The organism is Cohaesibacter haloalkalitolerans (genome assembly GCF_003574655.1).
Classification (GTDB): Bacteria; Pseudomonadota; Alphaproteobacteria; order Rhizobiales; family Cohaesibacteraceae; genus Cohaesibacter; species Cohaesibacter haloalkalitolerans.
The window spans coordinates 314,229-331,832 of sequence record NZ_QNUM01000003.1 but is presented as its reverse complement, the minus strand read 5'-3'; the positions used below and the strand labels follow the sequence as shown (position 1 = coordinate 331,832).

The following is a 17,604-nucleotide window of genomic DNA, read 5'->3' as shown; positions in this document are numbered from 1 at the left end:
GTGTTTGCGATGGCATGACGCTTGAATTTAACGGGATTAAGTAGGAACAGATATGATAATTTGGCGCTTCTTCGGCTTTCTCTTCGCCGCAGGTTCGATTCTGTTCATAGTGATCGCCACCGCTGTATATATCTTCCTCAATTCGATGATGGCCGGGTTGCCTGATTTTACGGCGCTGAGGAATTATGAGCCGCCCGTGACCACGCGCATTCATGCGGCTGATGGCCAGCTGATGGCTGAATATGCCAGAGAGCGGCGTCTGTTCCTTCCCATTCAGGCCATTCCGGAGCGGGTCAAGGAAGCCTTCATCTCTGCGGAAGACAAGAATTTCTACAGCCACGCCGGTCTTGACTTTACCGGTATCGCCCGCGCTGTTGTCACCAACCTGAAGAATGTGGGCCAGAACCGCCGCCTTGTTGGTGCTTCCACCATCACGCAGCAGGTCGCCAAGAACTTTCTTCTGACGTCTGAACAGTCCTATGAGCGCAAGATCAAGGAAGCGCTCCTGTCCATGCGTATCGAGCAGACCTTCTCCAAGAACGAGATTCTGGAACTATATCTCAACGAGATGTATTTCGGCATCGGCGTCTATGGCATCGGGTCGGCCTCGCTCAACTATTTCGACAAGTCGGTACATGAGCTTTCGCTCTCCGAGATGGCCTATCTTGCGGCTCTCATGAAGGCGCCGAACAACTATCATCCGATCCGCCACAAGGAAAAGGCCATCGAGCGCCGGGACTGGGTCATCGACCAGATGGTCAGTAATGGCTATGTGACCGTGGAAGAGGCCAACAAGGCCAAGGCTACGGACCTGCAGGTCAAATTCCGGCCACGTGGTGCGCATATCTTCGCGGCCGACTATTTCGCCGAAGAGGTTCGCCGCTGGATCGACAAGGAGTTCGGTGAAGAGAAGCTCTATAACGGCGGTCTGTCTGTGAGAACCTCTCTTGATGTCAATCTGCAAAGGGAAGCCCGGGTGGCGCTCAACCATGGTCTGGTGTCATTTGACAAGCAAAAGGGCTGGCGTGGTCCGCTCAAGACCATCGACATCTCCGGCGACTGGGGCAAGACACTTCTGGCGGAGAAGCCGCTTTCCGACGTGCCTGAATGGCGGATGGCCGTTGTCCTGACGGCGGATGGCAATGAAGCAACGGTCGGTCTGCGTCCTTCCGAGGGCGATGAAGAAACGCCAGGCAACGTCAATGAACGCCAGATCACGACGCTGTCCTTCAAGGACATGAAGTGGGCCAAGTGGTCTACGGGTGATCGCAAGGGCAAGGCCCTGAAATCGGTTGCCGATGTGTTGACGCCGGGGGATGTCATCTATGTTTCCGCCAAGGAAGATGGCAGCTTCGAGCTGGAACAGATTCCGGAGGTCTCCGGTGCCCTGATTGCGATGGACCCGATCACGGGCCGCATTCTGGCGATTGCCGGTGGTTTCTCGTTTGATGAAAGCCAGTTCGACCGGGCGACACAGGCCTATCGCCAGCCGGGGTCTTCCTTCAAGCCCTTCGTCTATGCAACGGCGCTCGACAATGGCTATACGCCTTCGAGCGTGGTTATGGATGCGCCGATCGAAATCGATCAGGGCGGCGGGCAGGGCCTCTGGCGTCCACAGAACTATGGCGGCAAATTCTACGGCCCATCGACCTTGCGGCTTGGTATTGAGCTGTCGCGAAACGTCATGACCGTACGTCTGGCCAAGGACATGGGCATGCCGCTGGTGGCTGAATACGCTCGGCGGTTTGGCATCTATGACAATCTGATGCCGGTGCTCTCGATGTCACTCGGTGCCGGTGAAACGACGGTTCTGCGCATGGTGACGGCCTATTCGATGATCGCCAATGGCGGGCGTCGGATCACGCCGACCTTTGTTGACCGCGTGCAGGATCGTTATGGCAAGACCATCTACCGGCATGACCAGCGCATTTGCGAAAACTGCAATGTGCAGCGCTGGGATCATCAGAGAGAACCTGAAGTCATCGACAACCGCGAGCAGGTGCTCGATCCGATGACCGCCTACCAGATCACCTCCATGATGGAAGGTGTGGTGCAGCGCGGTACCGGTACCATCGTCAACAAGGTGGTTGGCAAGCCGATCGCCGGCAAGACTGGAACGACCAACGACGAACGCGACGCCTGGTTCGTCGGTTTCTCTCCCGACCTGGTGGTCGGTGTCTATGTCGGCTATGACCGTCCACGGCCGATGGGACGCAGCGCCAGTGGTGGTCATCTGGCCGCGCCGATCTTTGCCGAGTTCATGAAGGTGGCCCTCAAGGACAAGCCGAAGAAACCGTTCAAGGTGCCGGAAGGTATTGAGCTGATCCCGATCGACCGGCGCACTGGCCTCAGGGCCTCGGCACAGAGTGAAGGGGTCATTCTGGAGGCCTTCAAACCGGGCACCCTGCCGCCGGACAGCTATTCCGTCATCGGCTTTACCGAAGACATGGGGCGGCCGGTATCTGCGGAAGAAGCTGAACATGCCTTGACGCAAGGCACGGGTGGTCTGTATTAAAGCCCGATAGACAATGCTGACGAAGCGGATGCAGCCAGACTTGCGTCCGCTTTGTCGTCAGATGAATTGCTTTTGAGACCGGGGGCGGCTTGTCCATCCTCTCCGTTACGAATAAAGAGAACCGCATGCGCGCAGAAATCCAGAATGTAGTCGACGAAATCAAGCAGGGTCTTGCTCTGCTGAGGAGGCATCTTTGACTGGGATGTTGCCCAGAAACGCCTTCTTGAACTGAATAACCTCGCCGAAGATCCCAACCTTTGGAATGATCCTCAGAATGCCCAGAAGCTGATGCAGGAGCGCCAGAAGCTGGAGACGGCGATCAATGGCTATCTCAAGGCCAATCAGGATCTCAATGATTCCATCGAGCTTATCGAACTGGGCGAGATGGAAGGGGATCAGGATGTGATCACTGATGCAGAACAGACCCTGCATGCCCTTCTGAAAGACATTTCACGCCAGCAGATCGAGACGATGCTCTCGGGCGAGGCTGACGGAATGGACTGCTATATCGAAGTGCATTCCGGTGCGGGTGGTACGGAGAGCCAGGATTGGGCCTCCATGTTGCTGCGCATGTATACCCGCTGGGCCGAGAAGGCCGGGTTCAAGGTGGATGTGCTTGAAGTCACTGCCGGTGAAGAGGCTGGCATCAAGGCTGCGACCATCATGGTCAAGGGCGAGAATGCCTATGGCTGGGCCAAGACCGAATCCGGTGTGCATCGTCTGGTGCGCATCTCGCCGTTCGACAGTCAGGCGCGGCGTCATACGTCATTCTCCTCCGTCTGGGTCTATCCGGTGATCGACGACACGATCGAGATTGAAATCAACGAGAGTGATTGCCGCATCGATACCTACCGCGCCTCCGGTGCTGGTGGCCAGCATGTCAACACGACCGACTCGGCTGTCCGCATAACGCACTATCCGACGGGGATTGTGGTTCAGTGTCAGAACGAGCGCAGCCAGCACAAGAACCGGGCTCAGGCCTGGGACATGTTGCGGGCGCGTCTCTATGAGCGCGAGTTGCAGATCCGTGAGGACAAGGCGAGTGCCGAGAATGCATCCAAGACCGATATCGGGTGGGGGCATCAGATCCGGTCCTATGTCCTTCAGCCCTATCAGCTGGTCAAGGATTTGCGCACCGGTGTGGAAAGCACCAGCCCTCAGGATGTGCTCGATGGAGCGCTAACGCCTTACATGGAAGCCGCTTTGGCGCAGCGTGCCTATGGCACGGAAGGGGCTGAGGTCGAAGATCTGGTCTAGGGCGGAGCCCTGATCCAGTGCGGCCGCTCTGTTGTCTTTCTGAAATTGAAAAGGCCCGAACCGGTTTCCGGTTCGGGCCATTTTTGTATCTACAGTAAATCTCCACCTCCAACTCCACCTACGGCGGAGAACTGGGCAGGTTCCACGATTTCGGCAAGAAACCGCCTCACTTGAACCATTGGCGTGGTTTGGAGCCCAAATGAGGAGGATTTTAGGGTTCGGATTTACCATCGCCGATTACGCCATATCCACGCGGCGGGCAACCAACGAGGTCTGTGGCAACTCCAGACAGAAGAGCACGAGTCGTCGTTTTCACACCAATGCTGGCGGAAAGAAAATGGAGCCATTGGGCGGGCGCTGTCTGGTGATGGAGATTGAAAGCAAAAGGAAGTGTTAAGGATAAGTTAAAATAGGCCTAAATCAGCTTATGCAATTCTTTTCCTGCGATAAGGAAAGAATAGGGGTTCACGGCCTTGCCACCAACCCGGGTCTCGAAATGCAGGTGTGGACCAGTGGAGCGCCCGGTCGAACCAACCTTGCCCAGCACGGTTGCCGTGGTGACCTTCTCACCTTCATTGGCCAACACCTTGCTCATGTGAGCGTAGCGGCTGACAACACCGTTGCCGTGATCGACTTCTACCATCAGGCCATAACCGGCGCGCGGACCAGCATAGGTCACTGTGCCAAAGCCGGCAGCCCGGATGAGTGAGCCATAGGTGTCGGCAACATCGATGCCGGAATGCATGGACATCCGGTCAAGGAACGGGTCCTTGCGGATACCGAATTTGCTGCTGAGATGGCCGGAAACCAGAGGATGACTGATGGGCAGCTTGATGACCTGATTTTTCAACTGGGTGAAACGATCAAGTGCCAACTCGACCTTTTCGGCATCTTCAGCCAGCTGATCGTGGTCATAATCCTCGGTGATGGGGATGTAGGGACCGCCGATACCGCCTTCTTCTTCCGGCAGATCAACCTTGATGCCAAGCGCTGCGATGCGCTGCTCGACGCGGCTCGACTTGTACCGGAGGTCGGTCAGCAGGTTGTGCAGAATGACCTTGCTATCAACCATTTCCTGCTCGAGCCTGCCTGCGGCGTCCGCAAGCTTGACGATGGTCTGGTTGCCATTTGGCGAGGCTTCCGGCGCGTCGATGATGGACGGGTCCGCTTCATCAAATGCGGAGGCAAGGAGAATGTCATCCGAGCCTGAAGAGAGTGGCAAGGTCTCATTCGTGCCGGTGTCTGGGCCGTTGTCAGAATTGGCTTCGGCGGCGTCGGTAAAGGAATTGGTGCTGCGGAAGCCGAGTCGTGTCAGTTCCTTGAAGCGGCTGGAGATGGCCTCCGGTGTTACGTCGGCTGTTGCCTGGGCCACCACGAGGCGCTTGTCTTGCTCGGCGCTGGCCTGAACATTGGGTCCGCTAGCGGGGGCCGGACCTGCATCTGCCTGCTTTTCATTCTGGCGCCAAGGGGCAGTCCGCGGCAGCGGAACCTTCAGCTCGGAGCGAATGGGCAGTCCAGCCTTGCGGGCCTTGGTTATGATCGGTTCGAGAACGGAGGAATAGGCCTCGAAGTCGGCCTGTTTCTGCATCAGGGTCTGGACATGGCTTTGCAGCGCCTGCTGGTCCAGCATCTGGCGGCTGGCGATGCGGTCGATCTGGCTTCGCAACTGGGCAATGCGGTCTTCATATTCGCTTTGCATCTGCGCCTGTTCTGAGCGCGAGAAGGTGATGATTTCGTCACGGAAGACAAGATAGGCAGTGGCCGAAAGGTAGAGCACGCTGAAAACGACGCCGAGAAAGGCGAGGCTCGACATGATCCATGGACGAACGACAAAGTCCTGCACAACATCGCCATGGGCGATGATGATGCGATGTGGTTCCTTGCGGCGCCCGAACTCTCTACTTCTTGCTCCAGACAGCATTCAACATCCAGCCAATACACAGACTCTCAACTGGAATCCATTACACAGCGAATATGGTTAATATTTCGTTTAAACAACTGTCTACAGAGGCGGGGTGGAGCGCTGAAAGCCTTGGTATTCTGCTGATTTAGGCAAAATCAACGTGGTTAACGGGCAAGGATGGACGCTGGGTGGATGATGCTCCAGCGTCATTGTCGTAATGGGCGAATGCGGGTCTTTCCTCAGGCGTCCATCCTGGGCACCATCTCGGACGCCGTCCCAGACGCCGTCTAAGACGCAGTCTCAGGCATCAAGGCCTTTGACGGCTTCGAGAACTTCAACCGCATGATTCTTGACCTTCACCTTTCGCCAGCTGTTGGCGATCTTGCCAGTGCTATCGATCAGGAATGTGCTGCGTTCAACGCCCATGTAGGTCTTGCCGTACATCGACTTTTCAACCCACACGCCATAGGCTTGGCAAACGGCAGTATCTGGATCGGAGGCCAGCACGATGGAGAGATCATGCTTTGCAATGAAATTGTCATGCTTCTGCACGCTGTCTGGCGAGACACCGATGATCAGGGCGCCGAGTTTTGAGAATTCGGCGGACAGGGCGCTGAAGTCTACAGCTTCGATGGTGCAGCCGGGGGTGTTATCCTTGGGATAAAAGTAGAGGACGATCGGCTTGCCCTCGCAGGCGCTGAGGGAAATCTCGCCGTCCCCGTTGGTTTTCAGGGTGAAGTCAGGGGCAAGATCGCCTGTTTCCGGATTTGTGTTCGTTTCAGCCATGGGTCATCCTTTCGTCTCTTTTGTGCGGTCTAGGTAACCTGACACGGGGCGGTCGGGGCTTTGACCGATCGCACGATGTTCGCACCACCGCAGATCATAGGGCGATTGGCCTGTTGCGGTGAAGAGAAAAATTTCCTCGTCCCGGGCTTCTGCGACTTAGAAAGCTCTTGTGGGGTACCCGAATCTGGCCTAACAGGACAAGGGGCAGTCTGGGTAATGTGGTCGGACGACATGGGCGTTCGGGACTGAAACTGAAGTGCATAGGGAGGCATGTTACTTTGACTGATCGCTTGGAGACGCCGCCGGATAACGAGCATCCTTCCGCGCAGGACAAGGCTGCATCCGATCTGTCTTCCTCTGCCCCCGCCGTTATCAGGAAACCTTCGAAAGCCAAGCGACGCATCATGATCGCCCTGATTGCGCTGGTGGTGATCGTTGCGCTGCTGCTTGGGGGATTGGCGCTGCGTCTCTATTACGCGCCTCTCTCGATCAGCGGGCTGCGTGATCAGGTGGAAAATCTGGTCAAGACGACTCTTCCCGCAGGCCAGGACCTTCAGATCGAGGACGTGATGATTGGGCTTTCCGAGAATGGAAGGCTGTCGTTGCAGCTCAGTCATGTGGCGCTGTCCGAGGGTGATGAGGAACTTCTTTCGGCGCCCAAGATTGATCTCGAGCTCGATCTTCTTGCACTGGTGCAACAGCAGATTCGCGCCAAGAGCATCATTATTCTGAGCATGTCGGTGAAGGTCTGGCGCGACCAGACCGGGCGATTGCTGATCGCCGGGCAGGATCCGAGTGTGCTGAGCAGCAGGGCTGTTCCCGAAACGCGGCTTTATGACCCCAATGAGCCACAGTTCGTGTCGGCCATCAATGCCATGCGCCGGGCGCTCAAGCCGCTGGCTGATGAGGATCTGGATCGGCGGCCGCCGCAGATCCTGATCCGCAACACGGAGATCACCTTCCACGATGATGTGCTGAACAAGCACAAGATCTACAGGAATGTGGCCTTCGCCTATAACCCGCTGGGAGAGGAAGACAGCCTCTGGCGGATCGATTTTGCCTATGATGGGCGCCATGGCCGTATTCATTCGGCGATGGGGGAAACGCCGCTGACATCGTCCGAGGCCAATGGTGGCGGACGTTCGGTTCAGCTGGTTTTCGAGAATATTTCGCTTCCGGATCTTTTGCCGCGCTTCTCTGATGAAACCGTCAATTTCAATTTCAGCTCTGCCTTTGCCGGGCGGGCGCAACTGGATTTCAACGACAAGGATGCGCTTTCCGGTGTGAAGATGGTGCTTAATGTCGGCGAGGGGTTGCTGGAATTCGGCGAGAAAGATGAGGCCTATCTCAACAGCGCCATGCTGCGGTTTGACTGGGTGCCGGAAAAGCGGATGCTGCGTCTGTCGGACAGCCATGTGCTGTTTGGTGAGACCGGCGGGGCATTTCGGGGTGTCATTGTCTGGCCTGAGACAGAAGATGGCAACATCCAGGTGCAGGTGGAGGCCAACAACATAAAGCTTGCCGCCCGGGACAATCCTCATCCAAGCCGTATGTTGCAGCAGATCCTGCTGCTTGCCCATATCGAGCGCAAGAGCGGCATCGCCACGGTTGATGATTTCCGCATGGTGGCGAATGAAGGTAGCCTGCATGGCAGCGGAACGATTTCTCAGGTCGATGGCGAGGTCGCCCTCAATATGGGCTTTGACATTTCCGCCATGCCTTACGATCTGTTGTTGCACATGTGGCCGGTGAATATCGCCAATGGCGCGCGCAGGTGGCTGCTGAACCATCTTCAGGGTGGGCGCACCACCGGTGGCCGGTTTGATCTCGCCCTGACCGAAAGCATGTTTGCGCGCAATGAAGAGGGGCGCCTTGTGCTGCCTGACGACGCTGTCAAGGGATCGTTCGGCTATGAGGATGTCAGCCTGAAGGAATTTGGCGACCTGCCGTCCAGCAACCAGCTGGCGGGCAAGGGAACGGTGACGGGCCGCACATTCCAGACCTCGATTGATGCGGGGCGGTTCGTGACCAAAAGCGGTCTGTTCTTCCCTGTCAGTAACGGTCGGTTCGAGATTCCCGATCATTCCCAGAAGCCGGCAACCGGCATCGTCTCGCTGGAAGGTGAAGGCAGTGCTGTGGCGTTTGGTGAAATCATCGACAGTGAGCCGCTCAACACCCTCAAAAAGGAAAAGCAGAAGGCTTCGGATCTGAGTGGAACAGCGAGCGCCAAGGTGCGACTGAGCTTCCCCTTCATCGATCCCCTGACGCTGGACGACGTGCATTATGATGCGCAGATCACCCTCAAGGATGTGGCGAGCAAGGTGCCCTTGCGCGGCCATGAGGTGGCTGGTGCGGACGTGGTCATCAATACCGATGGTGATCGCATGGACATCAAGGGACTGGCGACCATTGACGGGATCAGTGCGGCGCTCGATCTGTCTTCCTCGAGCGACAGCAAGGTTGTGACGTCCTCGAGCTTTGATCTGCTGTTGACTGATGCCGACAGGAAGCGATTGGGGCTCGGGCTTGATGAATGGCTGAGAGGGGCGACTTCCGTCCGGGCGACGCAGAGCAGCGATGCTCCCAAGGTTATAAAGGTGGAAGCGGATCTGACCAAGGCCGAGCTGGATCTCAACGAGCTGGGCTGGAGCAAGAAGCCGAACGTCCGGGGTGCGGCAAAGTTTGAGCTTATAGATCGTGGCGATCATTTTGAGGTCAAGGATCTGGCCGTTTCGGGCGATGGCTTCGAAGCCGAGGGTTCGGTTGAGATCAGCAAGGACGATGGGCTGCAAGCCCTCAAGCTTACCCGTCTGGAACTCAGCCGCGGTGACCGGCTGGCGCTGGATGTGACCCGCAACGGGCAGGGACCTTATCGCATAGCCGTCTCTGGCGATGTGCTTGATTTGCGTGGCAAGCTGATGGGCAGTCCGTTCATTTCGAAGGAAAAGAAGGATGAATCCAGGGAAAGCGTCATCCTCAATGCGGAAATCAAGCGGGTGATCGGCTTGTCCGGTCAGGCTATCTCTGGGTTTAGCGCGAGCGCGGAAATCGCCAGCGGGCAAATCAGGCAGGTCGATGTACGGGGTGCACTCAATGGAACGAGCATGCTTGAGGTGACCACCACGAAGGAGAAATATCCGACCCTGCATATCGAGGCGCTTGATGCCGGGGCGCTGTTCCGCTTTCTCGGGGTGGTGGATCGGGTTGTCGGCGGTCAGCTCGCGCTGTCGGTCGCGCTGCAAAAGGGCATCGACACGATTGCCGGGTCGCTGTTCCTCAAGGACTTTCAGATCAGCGGCCAGGTGGAGAAGCGCCAGTCGTCGAAGTCTTCGACGCAGAATGTCGACAGCGGGTTTGATTCCTTCTCCGTGCAATACTCTGGCGAGAATGGCCTGTTCGACATCAGCCGCGGCATCCTCAAGGGACCGGTGCTGGGCGCGACGGTGGACGGGTCCATCGACATGAAGTCGCGCAACCTCAATGTCTCGGGAACTTATATACCCGCCTACAAGGTCAACAATATCTTCAGTCGCCTGCCGGTGATTGGGCGGGCGCTTGGCAACCGCAAGAATGAGGGGCTGCTGGGCATTACCTATGTGGTGAAGGGAAACATGGCCAACCCGACGCTGATCGTCAATCCTGCCTCGCTGCTGGCACCGGGCGTGTTCCGCAAGATATTCGAGTTTTGATGGCCTCTCTTACAGGGAGGGAGGAAGGCAGCTACCGCTTTTGCCGTCCTTGCGAAGCAAACAAAAAAGGCTCCCTTGCGGGAGCCTTTTTCATGTCTGGTTCTTTCCTCACTGGAAGTCGGCTTTTTGCAGGAGGCGCCAGTGGTTGAGCTCAGGAGAGCTTCAGCAGGACGTGTTTCTTCTTGCCCATGGAGAGCTTGATGACGCCGTCTTCATTGAGGTGAGCCTTTGTCAGCACCAGGCTGTCGTCGGTCACGGTGTCATCATTGAGCTTCAGGGCGCCGCCCTTGATGGAGCGGCGGGCTTCGCCGTTGGATTTCGCAAGGCCAGCATTGACGAAGGCGGCCAGAATGCCAATGCCAGCTTCAAGCTCACTGGAAGAGACTTCGATGGTAGGCAGGTTGGCTTCTGCAGCCTGGCCAGCCTCGAAAGTCTTGAAGGCGGTCTCGGCGGCGTTGTCGGCGTCGATGCGGCTGTGAATGAGCGCAGTTGCTTCGGTTGCCAGAATCTTCTTGGCTTCGTTCAGCTCGTTGCCCTGCAGGGCTTCCAGACGACGGATTTCGTCCATCGGCAGCGTGGTGTAGAGCTTGAGGAAGCGACCGACGTCGGCGTCGGAGACGTTGCGCCAGAACTGCCAGTAGTCATAAGGGCTGTACATGTCGCCACGCAGCCAGATGGCGCCGGAGACGGACTTGCCCATCTTGGAGCCGTCGGACTTGGTGATCAGCGGCACGGTGAGGGCAAAGCATTCGGCATTGTTGATGCGGCGGCAGAGGTCGATACCCGAGACGATGTTGCCCCACTGGTCGGACCCGCCCATCTGCAGGCGGCAGCCATAGAGCTTGTTGAGCTGGGTGTAGTCGTAGGCCTGCAGGAGCATGTAGTTGAATTCGAGGAAGCTCAGGGCCTGTTCGCGTTCAAGACGCAGACGGACGGAATCTCGGGCCAGCATCTGGTTGACCGAAACGCGGGAGCCGATGTCGCGCAGGAATTCGACATAGTTGAGTTCGAGCAGCCAGCGGGCATTGTCTTCCTGAATGGCGTCGGTCGGGCCGTCGCCGAAGTCGAGCAATTTGGAGAAAACCTCGCGGATGCTTTCCTTGTTGGACTGGATCTTTTCCGGGGTCAGAAGCTGGCGGGTTTCATCACGGCCGGACGGATCGCCGACCATGGTGGTGCCGCCGCCCATCAGGGCGATCGGGCGGTGGCCGGTTTTCTGCATCCAGTGCAGGATCATCATCGAGACGAGGTTGCCCACATGGACAGACGGAGCCGTGCAGTCGTAGCCCACATAAGCAGTTACCGTCTCCGAGCTAAAGAGTTTGTCCAACCCTTCCGGGTCTGAGCACTGATGAATGAAGCCGCGCTCACTCAAAGTGTGTAGAAATTCGGATTTGAAGGCGGTCATGCCGCTTTTCTCCTTAAAGATACGGTTGTTACTGCTAGTCTGGCCAGATGTCTTTGATGTTGGGCACACCGGACAGGACGGCCTTTCGGGGAGTTGGTCTAGCAAAGTTATTGGAAAAGATCACTAGCAAGATTGGGAGACGGGGACAAAAATGGCAAAAAATGAAGAAAAACTGTCGCTTGCCATCGGGCTGATGAGCGGGACGTCTTGCGATGGCGTCGATGCCGCACTGATCGAAACCGATGGGGAAGGACAGCTGAGGTCCCTTGCCTCGGCCTTCAGGCCCTATGAGCCTGCGGAGCAGACCCTGCTGCGTCGTGCGATGGAGGATGCGCAGGGGATGAAGAACAGGACGGCCCGCCCCGGTTGCCTTATCGAGGCGGAGGCGTTGATCACCCGGGCGCATATCGAGGCGGTTGGCCGTTTGATGGCACAGGATTCTGCGCGCGGGCTGCAGCCGGATGTCATCGGCTTTCATGGACAGACAGTTTGGCACGATCCCGCTTCGGGGATCACGGTTCAGATCGGTAATGGTCAGGCGCTGGCCAATGCCTGCAAGGTGCCGGTGGTGCATGATTTCCGGGCGGCTGACGTGGCCGCTGGCGGGCAGGGCGCACCGCTGGTGCCGATCTATCACAAGGCGCTGCAGGCTTCGAGTGTCATTCCGCTGCAACAACCATTGGCGATCATCAATATTGGCGGGGTTGCCAATATCACCTGGATCGGCAAGGATGGCACGCTTACCGCCTTTGACAGTGGGCCGGGTAATGCCCTGATCAATGACTGGGTTTTCAGAAAGGACAATCTGGCGATGGATGAGGGGGGCGCGATTGCAGCGAGCGGATCGGTCGATTTCCTTGCTCTCATCACGCTGATGGGCAACCCCTATTTCCGCAAGGCGGCACCGAAGTCGCTGGATCGCAATGCGTTTGATGTCGCACCGATCGAGGCGCTGTCGCTGGAAAATGGCGCTGCAACGCTGACGGCCTTCACGGTCGAGACCATCTGTCTTGGACTGGAGCATATGGAGATCCAGGAAGGCGAAGCCGCCAAGATGGTTGTCGTGTGTGGTGGCGGACAGCATAATGACTACATGATGGCGCAGCTTGGCGAGGCTCTGGACAGCCCGGTCATGCAGGCTGACGCCCTTGGATGGAATGGGGATTCGATGGAAGCAGAAGCGTTTGGCTATCTGGCTGTCCGGTCCCTGCGGAAACTGCCACTTACATTTCCGCGCACCACCGGCGTGAAGGCTCCATTATCGGGAGGGGTCTTGTCATTGCCGGTGTAATGGTCGACACTTGATTGAAAACACGACAAGAAGAGGGGAATTCATGGTCAGTGTTCCAAGCAACAGGGGTTATGAGGTAACTGCAGGCAGTCTTGCAAAGCGTTACGACGGTTATAATATCGAAGAGACGCATAGCTGGTTTCTGCATATGTTGCCTGAGCCGCCGCAGACGGTTCTGGATGTGGGGGCCGGGTCTGGCCGGGATGGGCTGCATTATGCATCCATGGGCTATCAAGTGACGGCGGTGGAACCGACCGATGCCTTCCGGACCATTGCGCTGGCCAAGGAAGGGGCAGAAGCTGTTGAATGGCTTGAGGATACTCTGCCTGAACTGGCGTCGCTTGGTGATCGCACCTTTGACATTGTCACTTTGATCGCGGTCTGGATGCATCTCGATGTTGATGAACGGGTGCTGGGCATGGAGCGTCTGTGCGCGCTGCTCAATCCGGGAGGCTTCATGGCGATGACCGTGCGCCACGGCGAACCGCCGGAAGGGCGGTTGATGTTCGAGGTTACCGATGAGGAGATCATCGAGGCGGCCCGAACCCTCGGGCTGACGCTGGTCAGCCACGCCAATGTCGAATCAACCCAGCCGCTCAACAAGGCCAAGGGTATCACCTGGAGCCGCTTTGCCTTCCGCAAGGGCTGACAACTCTGACATGAGCGCATGAAAAAAGGCCGCTGTTGAAGCGGCCTTTTTTTCGTGTGTCTGAAGATACTACTCGGTGGCGTCAGTATGATCGCCCTTTTCCGCGATGTCTTCCAACTGCGACGGATCAAAGCCGATCCGCTTGTCCAGATAGTTGGCGCAGACGTTGATCAGCTGATCGGTCTCTTCCTTGAAGAAGTGGTTCGCACCGGGGATGATCTCCTGATCGATGACAATGCCCTTCTGGGTCTTGAGCTTGTCAACGAGCGCTTGAACATCCTTGTGCGGGACCACCTTGTCCATGCCGCCGTGGGTGATGAGACCCGAAGACGGGCAGGGGGCAAGGAAGGAGAAGTCATAAAGGTTTGCCGGTGGAGCAATGGAGATGAAACCCTCCACTTCCGGACGCCGCATCAAGAGCTGCATCCCGATCCAGGCACCAAAGGAGAAGCCTGCAATCCAGACGCCGGGCGCTTCGGAATGGAAGGTCTGTACCCAGTCCAGAGCGGCCGCTGCATCCGACAATTCACCGACACCATGGTCAAAGGTGCCCTGTGATCTGCCGACGCCACGGAAGTTGAAGCGAAGCACGGTGAACCCACGGCGGGCGAACATGTAATAGAGATGATAGATGATCTCGTTGTTCATGGTGCCGCCAAACCGCGGATGCGGATGGAGAATAAGTGCAATTGGAGCCTTGCGGTTTCTGGAGGGATGCAGCCGTCCTTCCAGGCGCCCGGCAGGGCCATTAAAGATCACCTCTGGCATTGGTTGCCCGGTCCTCTTTCAAATTGGTTCATTATGGGGATCTCGCGGCTTCAGCGTGAAGCTCACCGAACTAATATGTGTACATTTGCGCATCCCGCAAGAGGATGGGATCATAAAACTTGACTAATTGAGGCAAGTTTTATAAATCTGCTTTAGAATAGTTCAAAACTGAAAGCGCTGCGATCCATTTGATTGCCCTTCATAGCACAGATGAATGGTTGAATTTCAAGCTTTTTTGCATCGGCTAGACGAAATAACTTTTCGAGGCGGCTTAATTTTATGTGGCGCCGTGGTAAATGGATAGAGCAAGGCCCCGGAGTTGTTTCCGTGGGGCAATTTACAAGGGCACTGACAAGGAATCGGTATGCAGCGCGCCTATCTGGATCATAATGCAACGTCGCCTTTGCGACCGGAAGTCCGGGAAGCCATTGTTGCTGCCTGGGACATCATCGGCAATGCTTCGTCGGTTCACAAGGAAGGGCGCGACGCTAGGGCTGTTGTCGAGCGGGCAAGGCAACAGGTGGCAGAGCTGGTCGGTGGCGTGATGCGTCAGGTGATCTTCACGTCCGGTGCAAGCGAAGCGAACATGCTGGCCCTGTCGCCGAACATGAAGGTCACGTATCAACTGGACCGTGCTTCCCATCTCTATATGAGCGCCATCGAGCATCCTTCCGTGCTGTCTGGCGGGCGGTTTGCACTTGGGGACCGCACCGAGATTCCGGTGCTTGCCAATGGCGTGGTTGACCTTGATGCGCTGCGGCGTCTGCTGGAAGCGCACGATCAGGACGCTGGTCGACCTATGATTGCCGTCATGGCGGTGAACAGTGAAACCGGCGTCATTCAGCCGATGGAAGAAATTGGGGCGCTGGCCAAGGCTTATAACGCCTATTTCCATCTTGATGCCGTGCAGGCTGCCGGGCGTATTCCTCTTGATATCGGGGCGATTGGCTGCACCAGCCTGTCGCTCTCGGCTCACAAGCTCGGTGGCCCCAAGGGTGTTGGGGCTCTGGTCATGGCCGATGAGGGAACAGAGCCGGAGCCGTTGATCACGGGCGGACCGCAGGAGAATCGGTTGCGCGCCGGTACGGAGAATGTGGCGGGCATCGTCGGATTCGGTGTCGCCTGCCAGATGGTGCATGAGGCACTTGCGACAGGCGAGGTCATGGACGGGCTTGCCAGAATGCGGGATGCCTTTGAAGTGCGGTTGCGGCAAATGGCGCCGGACGCGGTCATCTTCGGCGAAGGTGCACCACGGGTTGGCAATGGCTGCCAGTTCGCCATTCCGGGCCTTAAGGGCGAGACAACGCTGATCCGGCTGGATCTGGCAGGGATTGCCGTCAGTTCCGGGTCGGCCTGTTCTTCGGGCAAGATTTCCGCCTCCCATGTGCTTCTAGCCATGGGATACGAGTCGTCTCTGGCGGCCTGTGCCATTCGCGTGAGCCTTGGCTGGAGCAGTAAAGAGACCGAAATACATGCACTTGTCAGTGCTCTTGAACAAATATGCGTCAAAAACTCAAAAAATAGTTTGAGAGGCATTGAGAAGGCATCGTGAGCGCGCTTATATAGAGTTCACGGTTTGAAGTTTCTGCCCTCATGCGATGAGGCAGTGTTTTAAGCGGGTGTGCTGCGGGTTCCTACCTGCTGCATCAAGGCAAAATGAGATGAGTTAAAAACTGCTATCGGGCATCTCACGTCGCTTTTGCTTTGCCAACAGACCAGTGTTGGATCCTCGATAATGCAGGAAACTGGGCGGGCAGCCCTATGACCGGCGGTCTTTGAAACCGCGCTAGCATGGAGTAGCAAATGGCTGCTGTGAAGGAGACGGTCGATCAAGTCAAGCAGATCGACGTTGACCAGTATAAATATGGCTTTGTGACGGATATCGAATCCGAAAAAGCCCCTCTTGGACTGAACGAGGACGTGATCCGGTTCATCTCTGCCAAGAAGCATGAGCCGGAATGGATGTTGGAGTGGCGGCTGGATGCCTATCGGCGCTGGCTGACCATGGAGGAGCCCACATGGGCCAAGCTCGACTATCCGAAGCCGAAGTTCAACGAAATCTATTACTATTCCGCACCGAAGGTTGCCGAAGGGCCCAAGAGCCTTGATGAGGTGGATCCGGAGCTTCTCAAGACCTATGCGAAGCTTGGCATCCCGCTGCAGGAACAGGAAATTCTGGCCGGTGTCACCGAAGAGAACCGTCAGTATTCCAAGGTTGCCGTCGATGCCGTGTTCGACTCGGTGTCCGTTGCGACCACCTTCAAGGAAGAGCTGAAAAAGGCCGGTGTCATTTTCTGCTCGATCTCCGAGGCGATCCGCGAGCATCCGGAGCTGGTCAAGAAGTATCTTGCCTCCGTGGTGCCGGTATCCGACAATTTCTACGCAACACTCAACAGCGCCGTGTTCACCGATGGCTCCTTCGTCTATGTGCCTGAAGGGGTACGGTGCCCGATGGAGCTGTCAACCTACTTCCGCATTAACGAGCAGAACACGGGCCAGTTCGAACGGACGCTGATCATTGCCGACAAGGGCTCTTATGTGTCCTATCTGGAAGGCTGCACCGCTCCGCAGCGCGACGAGAACCAGCTGCACGCTGCTGTGGTCGAGTTGATCGCTCTGGAAGACGCCGAAATCAAATATTCGACGGTCCAGAACTGGTATCCGGGCGACAGTGAAGGCAAGGGCGGCATCTACAACTTCGTTACCAAGCGTGGTGACTGTCGCGAGAAGAATGCCAAGATCTCGTGGACCCAGGTCGAAACGGGCTCTGCCATTACCTGGAAATATCCAAGCTGCATCCTGCGTGGGGACAACTCCACCGGCGAATTCTACTCGATCGCCATTTCCAATGGCTATCAGCAGATCGACAGCGGCACCAAGATGATCCATCTGGGCAAGAACACTTCTTCCCGCATCATCTCCAAGGGTATCTCTGCCGGGCGGTCCAACAACACCTACCGTGGCCTTGTTTCGGCCCACAAGAAGGCAGCCAATGCGCGCAACTTCACCCAGTGTGACAGCCTGCTGATCGGCGATCAGTGCGGTGCCCACACGGTGCCTTATGTGGAGAGCAAGAGCGCGTCAGCCATCTTCGAGCATGAGGCCACCACCTCCAAAATCTCCGATGACCAGATGTTCTATTGTCAGGCACGTGGTATCGGCGAGGAAGAGGCCGTGGCCCTCATCGTCAACGGTTTCGTCAAGGATGTGATCCAGCAGCTGCCGATGGAATTCGCCGTCGAAGCGCAGAAGCTGATCAATATTTCCCTTGAAGGATCAGTTGGCTAGGCGTGTTTCATGTGTTGTGAAACGATGTTCATTCTGTTGCGCCCGGTTCC

11 protein-coding genes are annotated in these 17,604 nt (G+C 56.9%); 7 read left to right on the top strand and 4 right to left on the bottom strand.

Annotated features, from left to right (window positions below):
* The first annotated feature begins 58 nt into the window (after positions 1-58).
* Entirely contained in the window at positions 59-2,515 is a 2,457-nt protein-coding gene (locus tag DSL70_RS09020) for a penicillin-binding protein 1A (RefSeq protein ID WP_205563221.1), read from the top strand.
* Between the two features lie 125 nt (positions 2,516-2,640).
* Positions 2,641-3,772, top strand: a protein-coding gene (gene prfB, locus DSL70_RS09015) for a peptide chain release factor 2 (protein ID WP_425359347.1) whose coding sequence is annotated in 2 segments (ribosomal slippage) — positions 2,641-2,706 and positions 2,708-3,772 — 1,131 coding nt in all. Because the reading frame shifts where the segments join, the coding sequence is not laid out codon by codon here.
* 415 nt (positions 3,773-4,187) lie between these two features.
* On the opposite strand, the gene DSL70_RS09010 is transcribed toward prfB, so the two are convergent.
* Both DSL70_RS09010 and bcp read right to left on the bottom strand, forming a co-directional pair.
* Entirely contained in the window at positions 4,188-5,693 is a 1,506-nt protein-coding gene (locus DSL70_RS09010) for a M23 family metallopeptidase (protein ID WP_119307578.1), read from the bottom strand.
* A gap of 282 nt (positions 5,694-5,975) precedes the next feature.
* The gene (bcp, locus tag DSL70_RS09005; RefSeq protein ID WP_119307577.1) at positions 5,976-6,461 is read right to left on the bottom strand and encodes a thioredoxin-dependent thiol peroxidase; all 486 of its coding nucleotides are present in this window, start codon (positions 6,459-6,461) and stop codon (positions 5,976-5,978) included.
* A gap of 278 nt (positions 6,462-6,739) precedes the next feature.
* Here bcp and DSL70_RS09000 point away from each other — a divergent pair, with 278 nt between their 5' ends.
* The gene (locus DSL70_RS09000) at positions 6,740-10,150 is read left to right on the top strand and encodes an AsmA-like C-terminal region-containing protein (RefSeq protein ID WP_119307576.1); all 3,411 of its coding nucleotides are present in this window, start codon (positions 6,740-6,742) and stop codon (positions 10,148-10,150) included.
* Positions 10,151-10,301: 151 nt separating this feature from the next.
* Here DSL70_RS09000 and tyrS read toward each other — a convergent pair whose 3' ends face one another.
* The gene (gene tyrS / locus DSL70_RS08995; RefSeq protein ID WP_119307575.1) at positions 10,302-11,558 is read right to left on the bottom strand and encodes a tyrosine--tRNA ligase; all 1,257 of its coding nucleotides are present in this window, start codon (positions 11,556-11,558) and stop codon (positions 10,302-10,304) included.
* Between the two features lie 151 nt (positions 11,559-11,709).
* On the opposite strand from tyrS, the gene DSL70_RS08990 reads away from it, so the two are divergent.
* Both DSL70_RS08990 and DSL70_RS08985 read left to right on the top strand, forming a co-directional pair.
* On the top strand, positions 11,710-12,849 hold the full coding sequence (locus tag DSL70_RS08990; protein WP_205563206.1) for an anhydro-N-acetylmuramic acid kinase: 1,140 nt from the start codon (positions 11,710-11,712) through the stop codon (positions 12,847-12,849).
* A 43-nt stretch (positions 12,850-12,892) separates the two neighbouring features.
* The gene (locus DSL70_RS08985; RefSeq protein ID WP_119307574.1) at positions 12,893-13,498 is read left to right on the top strand and encodes a class I SAM-dependent methyltransferase; all 606 of its coding nucleotides are present in this window, start codon (positions 12,893-12,895) and stop codon (positions 13,496-13,498) included.
* A 69-nt stretch (positions 13,499-13,567) separates the two neighbouring features.
* On the opposite strand, the gene DSL70_RS08980 is transcribed toward DSL70_RS08985, so the two are convergent.
* Positions 13,568-14,266 carry an alpha/beta hydrolase gene (locus DSL70_RS08980; protein ID WP_119307573.1) on the bottom strand — a complete coding sequence of 233 codons (699 nt, stop codon included), beginning with the start codon at positions 14,264-14,266 and terminating at the stop codon, positions 13,568-13,570.
* A 364-nt stretch (positions 14,267-14,630) separates the two neighbouring features.
* On the opposite strand from DSL70_RS08980, the gene DSL70_RS08975 reads away from it, so the two are divergent.
* On the top strand, positions 14,631-15,818 hold the full coding sequence (locus tag DSL70_RS08975) for a cysteine desulfurase family protein (RefSeq protein WP_119307572.1): 1,188 nt from the start codon (positions 14,631-14,633) through the stop codon (positions 15,816-15,818).
* Positions 15,819-16,069: 251 nt separating this feature from the next.
* A complete protein-coding gene (gene sufB / locus DSL70_RS08970) occupies positions 16,070-17,554 on the top strand; it encodes a Fe-S cluster assembly protein SufB (protein WP_119307571.1) in 1,485 nt (494 codons plus the stop codon).
* Positions 17,555-17,604 lie beyond the last annotated feature (50 nt).

Coding starts and splice junctions, on each gene's coding strand:
- DSL70_RS09010 (WP_119307578.1), bottom strand. CDS start 5,693: ATGCTGTCTGGAGCAAGAAGTAGAGAGTTCGGGCGCCGCAAGGAACCA.
- bcp (WP_119307577.1), bottom strand. CDS start 6,461: ATGGCTGAAACGAACACAAATCCGGAAACAGGCGATCTTGCCCCTGAC.
- tyrS (WP_119307575.1), bottom strand. CDS start 11,558: ATGACCGCCTTCAAATCCGAATTTCTACACACTTTGAGTGAGCGCGGC.
- DSL70_RS08990 (WP_205563206.1), top strand. CDS start 11,710: ATGGCAAAAAATGAAGAAAAACTGTCGCTTGCCATCGGGCTGATGAGC.
- DSL70_RS08985 (WP_119307574.1), top strand. CDS start 12,893: ATGGTCAGTGTTCCAAGCAACAGGGGTTATGAGGTAACTGCAGGCAGT.
- DSL70_RS08980 (WP_119307573.1), bottom strand. CDS start 14,266: ATGCCAGAGGTGATCTTTAATGGCCCTGCCGGGCGCCTGGAAGGACGG.
- DSL70_RS08975 (WP_119307572.1), top strand. CDS start 14,631: ATGCAGCGCGCCTATCTGGATCATAATGCAACGTCGCCTTTGCGACCG.
- sufB (WP_119307571.1), top strand. CDS start 16,070: ATGGCTGCTGTGAAGGAGACGGTCGATCAAGTCAAGCAGATCGACGTT.